The 11,634-nt window shown below is 72.8% G+C and carries 9 protein-coding genes; 3 read left to right on the forward strand and 6 right to left on the reverse strand.

The window, feature by feature from the left end; translation table 11 throughout:
• Positions 1-43: 43 nt before the first annotated feature.
• A complete protein-coding gene (locus tag DKT68_RS23350) occupies positions 44-1,720 on the reverse strand; it encodes a bifunctional 3'-5' exonuclease/DNA polymerase (RefSeq protein ID WP_407940782.1) in 1,677 nt (558 codons plus the stop codon).
• Between the two features lie 165 nt (positions 1,721-1,885).
• Here DKT68_RS23350 and DKT68_RS23355 point away from each other — a divergent pair, with 165 nt between their 5' ends.
• On the forward strand, positions 1,886-3,649 hold the full coding sequence (locus DKT68_RS23355; protein ID WP_236647043.1) for an ABC transporter transmembrane domain-containing protein: 1,764 nt from the start codon (positions 1,886-1,888) through the stop codon (positions 3,647-3,649).
• Positions 3,646-5,418 carry an ABC transporter ATP-binding protein gene (locus DKT68_RS23360; RefSeq protein ID WP_109819534.1) on the forward strand — a complete coding sequence of 591 codons (1,773 nt, stop codon included), beginning with the start codon at positions 3,646-3,648 and terminating at the stop codon, positions 5,416-5,418. The genes DKT68_RS23355 and DKT68_RS23360 overlap by 4 nt, the downstream gene beginning before the upstream one ends.
• Before the next feature lie 33 nt (positions 5,419-5,451).
• Here the strand turns inward: DKT68_RS23360 and DKT68_RS23365 are convergent, their stop codons facing one another.
• From DKT68_RS23365 to DKT68_RS23385, 5 genes are read right to left on the reverse strand one after another with little or no spacing between them, the layout of a single operon-like run.
• A complete protein-coding gene (locus DKT68_RS23365; RefSeq protein WP_407940783.1) occupies positions 5,452-6,378 on the reverse strand; it encodes a carbohydrate ABC transporter permease in 927 nt (308 codons plus the stop codon).
• Complete coding sequence (locus DKT68_RS23370) at positions 6,378-7,286, reverse strand: carbohydrate ABC transporter permease (RefSeq protein WP_109819536.1); 909 nt, start codon at positions 7,284-7,286, stop codon at positions 6,378-6,380. The genes DKT68_RS23365 and DKT68_RS23370 overlap by 1 nt, the downstream gene beginning before the upstream one ends.
• Positions 7,287-7,302: 16 nt before the next feature.
• The gene (gene ngcE / locus DKT68_RS23375) at positions 7,303-8,754 is read right to left on the reverse strand and encodes an N-acetylglucosamine/diacetylchitobiose ABC transporter substrate-binding protein (RefSeq protein WP_109819537.1); all 1,452 of its coding nucleotides are present in this window, start codon (positions 8,752-8,754) and stop codon (positions 7,303-7,305) included.
• Positions 8,755-8,780: 26 nt separating this feature from the next.
• Entirely contained in the window at positions 8,781-9,530 is a 750-nt protein-coding gene (locus DKT68_RS23380; RefSeq protein ID WP_007462484.1) for a sugar isomerase domain-containing protein, read from the reverse strand.
• Positions 9,527-10,489, reverse strand: coding sequence for a MurR/RpiR family transcriptional regulator (locus DKT68_RS23385; RefSeq protein ID WP_109819538.1), 963 nt, complete (start codon positions 10,487-10,489; stop codon positions 9,527-9,529). Before DKT68_RS23385 ends, DKT68_RS23380 begins: the two co-directional genes overlap by 4 nt.
• Positions 10,490-10,694: 205 nt before the next feature.
• Here DKT68_RS23385 and DKT68_RS23390 point away from each other — a divergent pair.
• Positions 10,695-11,634 (forward strand): N-acetylglucosamine kinase (locus tag DKT68_RS23390; protein WP_109819539.1); only part of this gene is annotated, 940 nt, incomplete at its 3' end.

Consider the following 11,634-nt stretch of genomic DNA (forward strand, 5'->3'; position numbering starts at 1 on the left):
CACGGCCGGCCTCGGGTAGCGGGGCAAATAGGAAAATCGTCCGCTATGCCGCGTCGGCGTAACAGTCGACGATGGACACATCAAGCGGAAATCGCACCGGGGTGTCACCGAACAGCAGCGCCGTGGCCCGCTCACCGCTGCGACCCACCGCCGCCGCCACCGCCTCGGCCTGCGCCGCCGGACAGTGCACGATCACCTCGTCGTGCTGGAAGAAGACCAGCTCGGCGGCGGTGCCGGCCAGCTCGGCGCGCAGCGTCGCCAGCAGCGTGGAGGCCCACTCCGCGGCGGTGGCCTGGATGACGAAGTTGCGGGTGAAACGCCCCCGGGACCGCGCGGCGCGGGCCCGGGGACTCTGCCGGTCGGCCGCGCCATCCGGATCAGTCACCTCGTCCGGGTCGCCGAACCCCGCCGAGCCGGGCGGGCAGGTGCGCCCGAGCCACGAGCGCACCAGGCCACCGGCCTCCCCGGTACGCGCGGCCGCCTCCACGTAGCCGAACGCCGTCGGGTAGCTGCGCTTGAGCACCGCCAGCGCGGGCACCGCGGCACCGCCGGTCTGCCCGTACATCGCGCCGAGCAGGGCCACCTTGGCCCGGGCCCGGTCACCGGCGAAGGAGTCCCGAGCGAGGGCGGCGTAGAGATCGCCGGCGCCACCCGCCGCCGCCAGCCGGGAGTCACCGGACACCGCGGCCAGCACCCGCGGCTCCAACTGGCCGGCGTCCGCGACCACCAACCGCCAGCCCGGATCGGCCACCACCGCCCGGCGGATCACCTTCGGGATCTGCAACGCGCCGCCGCCCCGGGTGGCCCAGCGGCCCGAGACCACCCCGCCCGGCACGTACTCCGGCTGGAACCGCCCGTCGCGCACCCACTGCTCGCGCCAGGACCAGCCGTGCGCCGTCCAGATCCGGTAGAGCTCCTTGTATTCCAGCACCAGCGGCACCGCCGGATGGTCCACCCCGCGCAGCACCCAGGCCCGGGTGTTGGGCAACTCAACCCCGGCCCGCGCGAACGCCTTCAACAGCTCCGCCGGTGAGTCGGCGTGCAACTGGCGGACACCGAACGCGTCGGCGATCCGGGCGGCCAGCTCGGCCAGCCGGCGCGGCGGGCCACCGACCGGGGACGGCTCACCCAGCAGCTCGGCCAGGATCGCGTCGTGCACCTCCGCCCGCCACGGCAGGCCGGCGACGCCCATCTCGACCGCGATCAACGCGCCGGCCGACTCGGCGGCCACCAGCAACCGGAACCGACCCGGGTGCTCGGTCGCGGCGACCCGGGCGAGCTGGTCCTCGTACACCCGGGTCAGGGCGTCGATGCCCGGGCCCGCCGGGCCGGGCAGCGCGTCGAAGAGCGCGCCCTGCCCGTGCCCGGGCGGCGCGGCCGGACGCGGCGGCGGATCGGGCGGCACCGGGAGGCCGCTGAGCCGGGCCCAGGCGGCCGCGAGCGAGCGCGGCTCGCCCCAGCGGCCGGCGTGGCCCAGCAGCAGCGCCTCGGTCAGCTCCACGTCGAGACAACGCTCGACGCGCACCCCGGCCCGCAGCAGCGCCGGATAGACCGCGCCGGCCGTCGACCAGACCCAGCGGGGATGCTCGGCGGCCTCCCGGCTGGCCACCGCCGCGGCCAGGTCGCTGACGATCTCGGTCGGGCCGGTGGGCCGGCCGGCGGCGTCCAGCGGGCGCAGCTCTCCCCCGCCCCGCTCGTCCGACACCACCGCCACCAGCACGGACGCGATTCTGCCTCGCCCCCCTGACAGGAAGGAAAGCGCACCGGTGCCCTTGCTCACCCGGACCGAAATGGGTCAGTGGGCCGTCGGACGGCTCGGTAGCGTGGCCGGGTGCCCCCGCAGATACCGCACTCCGACCCTGGCACTCCGGACACCGCGGGTCCCATGCGGTACCTCTGGTGGCTGGTGCGCCGCCAACCCTGGCGGGTGCTGCGCGGCAGCCTGATCGGGACGGCCTGGATGATCGGCCTGTCGGTCCGGCCCTACCTGATCGCCCGCGCCGTCGACGACGGGCTTCGCGCGGGCGACACCCGGGCCCTGACATTCTGGGTCGCGGCGATCGTCGTCGCGGGGGCGGGGCTGTCGTACCTGGGCATCATGCGGCACCGCACGATGACCTTCATCCGCGAGGACGCCAAGGCACGCTCGGCCGCCGTGGTGCTGCGCCAGCTCTCCCGCATCGGCGCGGTGCTGCCGCGCCGGGTCGCCGCCGGCGAGGTCGCCACCATCGGCGGCTCCGACATCGACTGGTCCGCGCAGGTGCTGACGCTGACCGGGCCGGGTGTCGGCGCGGTGGTCGCGTACGCGGTGATCGCCGTGGTGCTCTGGTCGATCTCCCCGATGCTCGCGCTGTGCGTGCTGGTCGGAGTGCCGGTGGTCGGGCTGGTCGTCGGGCCGCTGCTGCGCCGCCTGGAGCGGGCGGAATCGGTCTACCGGAAGCAGCAGGGCGCACTCACCGCCCGGTCCGGCGACATCGTGGCGGGGCTGCGGGTGCTCGCCGGGGTGGGCGGCCGGGACCTGTTCGCCCGCCGGTACGCGGCCCGGTCCCGCGGCCTGCTCGCCGAGGGCTACCGGGTCGGCGCGGTCAACAGCTGGATCGACGCGGCGACCGTCGCCATCCCCGGCCTGTTCCTGGCGGCGGTGGTGTGGCTGACGGCCCGGATGGCGGTCACCGGCGACGTCACGATCGGCGAGCTGGTCGCCGTCTACGGCTACGTGGCGACCCTGATCGTGCCGGTCTGGTTCCTGCTCGAGGGAAGCCACCAGCTGATCCGTGGACGGGTCGCGGCCCGGCGGATCGTCGCCCTGCTCAGGCTGACCCCGGACGACGTCGGCGGCCCGCGTCGGCGGGGCTCCGGCAAGGTTCCCGACGCGCGCCGCCCGCACGCCGCGGCCGCGCCGGCGCACCCCGCCGACCTGCACGATCCGGTGACCGGGCTGACCGTCCCGGCCGGCCGGCTGACCGGCGTGGCCGCCGACGATCCGGCGGCGGCGCTGGCGCTGGCCGACCGGCTCGGCCGGTACGTCGCCAGCGAGGCCACCTGGGGCGGCGTGCCGCTCACCGGAATCGCCCTGGACGAGGTACGCGCCCGCATCCTGGTCGCCGACCACGACTCGTACCTGTTCCCCGGCACGCTGCGGGACATCCTGCTCTCCCGAACGGGGGCCGACGACGACACCCGGCCCGGGTCCGACGACGATCGCATCACCGCCGCGCTGCGGGCCGCGTCGGCCGAGGACATCGTCGACGCCCTGCCGGCCGGGCTGGACACCCCGCTGGACGCCCGCGCCCGTACGCTCTCCGGCGGCCAACGCCAACGGGTGCGCCTGGCCCGGGCGCTGCTCGCCGAGCCGGAGGTGCTGATCCTCGTGGACCCGACGTCGGCGGTGGACGCGCACACCGAGGCGCGGATCGCCGAGCGGCTGCGTGCCGCGCGGGACGGGCGGACGACGGTCGTCCTCGCCACCTCGCCGTTGCTGCTCAACCGGACCGACCTGGTCGCCCACCTGCGTGCGGGCCGGGTCGTCGCCACCGGCGCCCACGCCGACCTGCTCGACGAGGACCCCGGTTACCGACACCTCGTGGCCCGCGACAGCGCCGATCCGGACGCCGAGCGGTCCGCCGACGCCGAAAAGGCCTACCCGTGAGCCGGCTGCCGGTCGCGGAGCGCGGCACCGTACGCCGGGCGCTGCGGGACCTGATCGGCCGGCACCGGCGCGCGGTCGGCGTCGTGCTGGCGCTGCACGCCGCCGCCGCGGTCGCCGGGCTCGCCCCGCCGTGGCTGCTGGGCACCATCGTCGACCGGGTCACCGGCGGTACGGACGTCGCCACGGTCGACCGGCTGGCGCTGGTCATCGGTGGGTGCGTCCTGGTCAGCGCGCTGCTGTCCCGCTACGCCCAGTACGCCGGCCACCGGTTCGGGGAGCGGGCCGTCGCCGAGCTGCGCGAGGAGTTCGTGCACCGGACGCTGGGGCTGCCCGTCTCGGTCGTCGAGCGGGCCGGTGCCGGGGATCTGGCCACCCGCAGTTCGGTCGACGTGTCGACGGTGGGGACCACGGTCCGGGACGTGGTGCCCACCATCGTCATCGCGTCGGTGCAGCTGGCGCTGCTGTTCGGGGCGGTGTTCCTGCTGCACCCGCTGCTCGGGCTGGCGGCGCTGGCCGGGTTGCCCTCGATCTGGGCGGTGACCCGCTGGTACCTGCGGCGGGCCAGCTCCGCGTACCTCATCGAGGGCGCGGCGTCCGCCGAGCTGACCGAGACACTGACCACCACCGCCGAGGGCGCCCGCACGGTGGAGGCGCTGCGGCTGGCCGACGATCGGATCCGGCACGGCACCACCCGCATCGCCGGCGTGTGGCGGGCCCGGCGGGCGACCCTCGCGCTGCGTACCGTGTTCTTCACGGTGGTGGAGGCGAGCTATCCGCTGCCGATCGCCCTGGTCCTGCTCGTGGGCGGGGCGCTGCTCTCCCGGGAGATGGTGTCGCTGGGCGCGGTGGTCGCCGCCGCCCTGTATCTCCAGCAGGCGATCGACCCGCTGGACCGGCTGCTGCAGTGGACCGAGCAGGCACAACGCGGCTTCGCGTCGTTCGCCCGAGTGCTCGGCGTCGGTCTGGTCCCGCCGGAGCCGCCCGGCACGGTGGCGACCTCGCGGGGTGAGCGACTGGTCGTCCGCGAGGCCCGGTTCTCCTACGCCGGGGGGCACGACGTGCTGCACGGCATCGACCTGGAGGTGCGGCCCGGCGAGCGGCTGGCGATCGTCGGCCCGTCGGGGGCCGGCAAGTCCACACTGGCCCGGCTGCTGGCCGGGATCGACGCGCCGCGGCGCGGCGTCGTCAGCATCGGAGGCTGCCCGGTCACCGATCTCGACCCCGCCGAGCGTCGTCGCCGGATCGCCCTGGTCACCCAGGAACATCACGTCTTCATCGGCTCGGTGCGCGACAACCTCGCCTTCGCCGCTCCGGACGCCTCGGACGAGCAGATGCGCTCCGCGCTGGCGACGGTGGGCGCCGACTGGTACGCGGAGCTGCCCGACGGCCTGGACACCCCGCTCGGTGACGGGGCGCGGCAGCTCGCGGCGGCCGAGGCGCAGCAGTTGGCGCTGGCCCGGCTGCTGCTCGCCGACCCGCACACGCTGATCCTGGACGAGGCGACCGCCGCGCTCGACCCGACCACCGCCCGGCGTACCGAGCGGGCGTTGGCGGCCGTGCTCGTCGGCCGGACCGTCATCGCGATCGCGCACCGGCTCAACACCGCGCACGACGCCGACCGGGTCGCCGTCCTGGCCGACGGCCGGATCACCGAGATCGGCAGCCACGACGAGCTGGTCGCGGCCGGTGGGGCGTACTCGGCTCTCTGGCACTCGTGGCACCGCCACGGAGACGAGCGCCCGCTGTCCCGGAAGGAGCAGCCGAGCTGACCACTCCTTCCGGGACCCGTACGTCGCCCGGGGTTACTTCACCGCACCGGAGGTGAGGCCGGCCTGGATCTGCCGCTGGAAGATCGCGTACACGATGATCATCGGGAGGATGGCGATGGTCAGCGCGGCGAACAACCCGGACCAGTCCGCCTCGTAGCCGGCGTTGACCGAGATGTCGGCGATGCCCTGCGTGAGCACCCACTTGTCCTTGGCGTTGGACAGCAGCACCAGGGGCAGCTGGTACTGCGCCCACTGGCCGATGATGTTGAAGATCGCGACGCTGATCAGACCCGGCTTCGCCATCGGCATCATGACCTGGAAGAACAGCCTGGTGTGCCCACAGCCGTCGATCAACCCCGCCTCGGCCACCGAGGACGGCAGCGTCTTGAAGAACGCGGCCAGGAAGAAGATCGTGAACGGCAGCGAGTACGCGATGTAGACCAGCACCACCCCGGTGTGGGTGTCCAACAGGCCCAGGTTCTTCACCACGAAGAAGAGCGGCACCAGGGCCAGGAAGACCGGGAAGGCCAGGCCGGAGACGAACAGGTAGTAGATCGCCCGGTTGCCCCAGAACTTGTACCGCGCCAGCACGTACGCCGCCATCGAGCCGAGCAGCATCGTGCCGAAGGTGCTGCACCCCACCACGATGACGCTGTTGATGAAGTACCGGCCGACGTGCGCCGTGGTCCAGGCCCGGCTGAAGTTCTCCCAACGCAGCTCCGCGGGGAGCGTCCACGGGCTGCTGAAGATCTCGGTGGTGTTCTTGAATGCCGCGAGGAAGGTCCAGAGGATCGGCACGATCACGATCACCGCCCACACGGCGAGCGCGATGTGCCCCAGGCCGGCGAAGACCCGCGCCTCCGACCGGGGGCTCTTCCGCCCCCGCCCGCCGGGGGCGCCCGGGTCGCCGGTCTTCGGCGGTAGCGCCGCCGGCGTCGGCGGCAGCGTCGACTGCGTCATCAGTACTCCACGCTTTCCCGCTTGGTGAGCCGCAGCGTCAGCGCCGCGAACGTGAGGGTCAGGAAGAAGAGCGCCACACCCATCGCGGAGGCGTAGCCGTACTTCGAGTAGACGAAGGCGTTGCGGTAGATCTCCATGGCCAGGACCGTGGTGGCGCCGTCCGGGCCGCCACCGTCCACGGAGAGCACCGCGACGATGGCGAACGCGTCGAACGCCGCGATGCCCAGGTAGACCCAGGCCACCTGGAGGGTGTCCCAGAGCAGCGGCAGGGTGACCCGGAAGAACAGCGTCACCTTGGTCGCGCCGTCCATCTCGGCGGCCTCGTAGATCTCACCCGGGATGGAGGCCATGCCGGCGGAGAAGAGCACCACGTAGAAGCCGACCGCCTGCCAGACCAGCACCGCGATGATCGACCAGAGGGCCAGGTTCGGCCGGATCAGGAAGAGCACCGGATCGAAGCCGAACTTCATCAGCACGCCGTTGATCAGGCCGGACTCGTTGGGCCGGTAGACCATCTGGAACAGCACGGCGATGATGGCCACCGCCAGGACCTGGGGGAAGAAGAACACCACCCGGTAGAACTTCGCCCCCCAGACCCCCTGGCGTTGCCCGCCGCTGCTCTTGCCGCCCACGTTGAGCAGGAACGAGAAGAACAGCGCGATGGTGATGGTGATCAGCGGCAGGGCAAGCAGCAGTACGCCGTGGTGCTGGACCGCCTTCCAGAAGCTGCCGTCGTCGAGCAACCTCCGGTAGTTGTCGAAGCCCACCCACTGCGGGGCCGACAGCCCCCGCCAGTTGGTCATCGAGATCTGGAACGCCTGCGCGTACGGCGCGATGACGAAGACCACGTACAGCGTGACCGGGGCGAACAGGAACCCGATCACGAATGGATACTTGCCGTGCCGCATGACCCCTACCCTCCGATCAGCGCTTGAACTTGGTGACGGAGGAATCCTTCTTGATCGCGTCGGCGCGCTTCTGGATCCGCTCCACGAACGCGTCCGCCTTGATCCGGCCGAACATGAGCTCGTTGGTGGCGGTCCGCGCCTCCGTGTCGAGCTCCTTGTACCAGTTGTCGAAGAGCATGTTGAACACGTCCTTGCCGGCTGCCTTCAGCGCGGCCTGGGCGCTGGCCACACCCGGCGGGAACTGGAAGCCGTCGCTGCCGGCCGGCACGACCGTGGCCGCACCGACGGTCTCGGTGAAGCCCCGGGCGCCCGCCTTGGAGAGCATCTGGCGCATGTACTCCATGCCGCCACGCGGGTTCTTGCTCTTCGACGAGACGAAGTATCCCTCGCCACCGGCCGCCCGGATAGCGGCCGCCGGCAGCTTGTCCGACGCGGTCAGGCTGGGCACCGGGATGAGCTGGTAGGTGAAGCCCGCCGGCGTGTCCTTCTTCTGCTCGTTCTCCAGCCAGTCGCCGGACGGGTAGAAGGCGACCTTGCCCTGGTTCTGCCGCAGCTGCACGTCGGTGTGCTTGAGCCCCTCGAAGCTCTTGTCCGAGTACTTCGCGCCGATCTCGGCCCACGCCTCCGCGGCCTGCTTGACGGCGTCCTGCTTCCAGGCGCCGTCCTCCAGGTTGTCGATGTTCTTCAGGACGTCGGTGCCGCCGATCTTGGCGGCCTGGGTGAGGATCACGTTCCACTGGTAGTAGGCCGCGTTCGCACCGGCGTACCCGTAGGGCGTGATGCCCTTGGCCTTGATCTGCTCGCAGAGGGCCTTGAACTGCTCAAAGGTGGTGGGCGCGGTCCAGCCGTTGTCCTTGAAGAGCTTGCCGGAGTACCAGATGCCGTAGACCGTCGAGACGTAGTACAGGACGAACGGCTTGCGCCCCCCGTCGGCGGTGTTGAACATGCCCTGCTCGACGATGCCCGGGATGACGGTGTCGCGGACCTTCTTGCTGGGGTCGTCGACCGACGGCGCGTCCCACAGCTCGGTGAGGTCCTGCAGCTGGCCGTCGTTGACGAGCGCACCGAAGTCGAGGAACTTCTCGCCCGAGTTGTTGACGAACTCCGGCGGGTTGCCGCCGGCGAACCGCGGCTGGAGCACCGTGGAGACCGCCTGGGTCGCCTGGTGCTTGACCTCGGACTTGGGGAACGCCTTCTTGTAGAGCGGCTCGTGCACGTCGGTGGCGTACTTCTCGCCGTAACCGCCGTTGAAGATGACCACCTCGATCGGGGCGTCCTCCTTGGCGCCCAGCGGGTTGGTCGCGCTCTTGGTGCCGCCGGAGACCTGCTCGTTCTCCTTGTCGTCGCCACTGGTGGCGCAGGCGCTGAGCAGGCCGATGGCCGGAGTGGCGAGCATGCCCACGGCGGCGGCGCGACGCAGCACCGTGCGGCGGTCGAGCTCGGCCGGGTGCTCGGGGGTATTCGACATCGTCGTCTCTCCTTGTGGAATTCGGGTCAGGCGGTGCGCCGGAGACGCCCGGCGTACCGCGACTCGAGGGCGATGTTGTGCTCGTCCCCGCCGGGGACGTTGGCGGAGAGGTAGATAGGGGGCACCTCTCCGGCCTGGTGGAACCGTCGTACGACCTCCGCGGTCAGCAGCTGCGCCAGCAGCGCCGTGGTGACCGAGGAGACCGCACAGACCGCGCCGCCGCCCTCGAGCGGCAGCAGTGCATCGCCGTACGGCGCGCCATTGTCCAGCACGACGTCGGCGAGGTCGGCGAGCCGTTGACCGGACGGGTGCCGCGGGGCCACCCGTGCGGTGTGCTCGACCGAGGTGACCGCGATCAACGGGTGACCGCGCTCGGTGACCAGCGCCGCCAGCTCGACCACCGAGCCGTTGATGCCGGACTGGGACGCCACCACGAACACGTCGCGCGGCTGGGGCGCCGCGAGCGCGTAGATCTGGTGGGCGATCGAGGGGTCGCGTTCCAGCTTGGGATCGGCGAGCACATCGCGCGGTGCGTCGCCGTGCACCACCAGGTCGCGCACCGAGAGCCGGTTGGTGGGGACGAGCCCACCGGCCCGCGCGACCAGCTCGGCGGCGAACGCCTCGGAGTGCCCGGCGCCGAACGCCTGGAGCACACCCCCGGCGCGGAGGCTGTCGGCGATCAGGTCGGCGGCCCGGGTGATCCCGTCGGCCTCCGAGTCGAGCAGCCGGTCGAGCACCGGGCGGACGGCGTCCGCGTACCCCTGGGCGCTGATCATGCGGGGGCTCCCTTCGCGGCCTTGTGCCCGTCGACGGCCTGCGCGGTACGCCGGAACGCCGCGTGCGCGCGGTCGTGGGTGCGCTGGGCGACGGCGATGTAGAGCAGGTCGAGCACGACCAGCTGGGGGTGGCGGGCGGAGAGCGCGTCCGGCCGGAAGGTGGTCGCCTGGCTCGCGGTGAGCAGCACGATGTCGGCCAGCTCGGCCAGCGGCGAGCGGGGGAAGCCGGTGAGCGCGATGGTGGTGGCGCCCCGGCTGCCCGCCTCGGCGAGCATCTCGATCGTCTCCCGGGTCTGGCCGGTGTGCGAGATACCCAGTGCCACGTCGCCGCCGCGCAGCAGTGCCGCGCTGGCGAGCCCCTCGTGCACGTCGTTCCACGCCCAGGCGGCCACCCCGATGCGGTGCAGGCTGAACTGCATCTCCTCGCCGACCAGGGCGCTGCCGCTGGCGCCGAAGATGTTCACCCGGCTGGCGCCGGCGATCGCCACGGCCGCCCGTTCCACCTCGGCGAGGTCGAGCAGTGTCGCGGTGTCGTGCATGGCCCGGGTGTCGGCGGCCATGATCTGGTCGAGCACCCGTGCCAGCGGGTCGCTCGGCTGGATCTCCCGGCCGATGTCGACGGTCCAGCCGGCCGAGCGGGCCCGACCGGTCTCGGATGCGATCCCCAGGCGCAGGTCCGCGTAGCCCTCGAAGCCCATCGCCCGGCAGAAACGGGTGATGGTCGCCGGCGAGGTGCCGCTTCGCTCCGCCAGCTCCACTATGGTGGACCGGGCGGCGGCCTCCGGGTCGCTCAGCACGTGCTCGGCGACCCGGCGCAGCGCGCCGGTCAGCTCCCCGAGGCCGTTGCGGACGCGGGCCAGCACCCCGTCGGAGGCGGCCCCAAGCACGCCCCGCCGGTCGAACGCGTCGGCGTCGACCACCGCGGTCCCCGCGGAGGTGTCCACCTCGTGATCAACCATGCGACGCCTGCCCTTTCCGAAAAGACTGTTAACTGTTAGTGGTAAAAGTTCTTACTAACCGCCCCTCCGTGTCAAGACTGTGGGCGAAGTTTTCAAACTGTTACCTGGGGCACAAGCCGCCGCGCCGACCAGATCTTGCCTCGCGCCGCCGTGCCGACCAGCATTAACAGGCCCGTCGCAGCGCTGCGCAAGGAGGCCCGTGCCGATGTCCGACACCGTCGTGGTCGGCCTCGACGTCGGCGGTACGTCCACCCGGGCGACCGCCCTGACCCTCTCCGGCGAACGCCTCGGCACCGGTCGTGCCGGCGGTGGCAACCCCACCAGCCACGGCGCCGACCGGGCCGCCACCGAGCTGCTGAACGCCCTGCGCGAGGCCCTCACCGACGTCGACCCGACCCGGGTCGCCGCCGGCACCATCGGGCTGGCCGGGGCGGCCCGGCTGCTCGCCGACCCCGCCGGCCGGGCGGCGTTCGACCGGGCCTGGCACGACGCCGGCCTGCGCTGCCCGTACGCCGTGCACGGCGACGCCCTCGTCGCGTACGCCTCCGGCACCGCCGCCCCCGACGGGACCGTGCTCATCGCCGGCACCGGGGCGATCACCGCACAGGTCCGCGACCTGCGACTCGACCGCGTCGCCGACGGCCACGGCTGGCTGCTCGGCGACGCCGGGTCCGGCTTCTGGCTCGGCCGCGAGTCGGTCCGCCGGCTGCTCGCCGACCTGGACGCCGGCCACACCCTCGGCGCGCTCACCACGGCGGTGCTCACCGAGCTGATGGGCAGCGCCGAGATCGCCGCCCGCCCCCGGGACACCGTCGACGCCACGATCCAGACGGTGACCCGCCGACCCCCGATCGAGCTCGCCCGACTGGCACCACTGGTCGTCAGCGCCGCCACCGACGGCGAACCGGTCGCCACCGCGCTGGTCGCCGAAGCCGCCGCCCACCTCGTCGACAGCGTGAGCCGGATCCGCCCGGCCGGGGCGGTGACACCCGTCGTGCTCGGCGGCGGGCTGCTCACCGCGGACACCCCGCTCGCCACGGCCGTCCGGGCCGAGGTCGCCCGGCACTGGCCGGCCGCGCCGCTGCGCGTCGCCGGCGACGGGGCCGCAGCGGCAGCCTGGCTCGCCGCCCGCGAGCTACCCGAGG

It is taken from the genome of Micromonospora acroterricola (genome assembly GCF_003172955.1).
Taxonomy (GTDB): Bacteria; Actinomycetota; Actinomycetes; order Mycobacteriales; family Micromonosporaceae; genus Micromonospora; species Micromonospora acroterricola.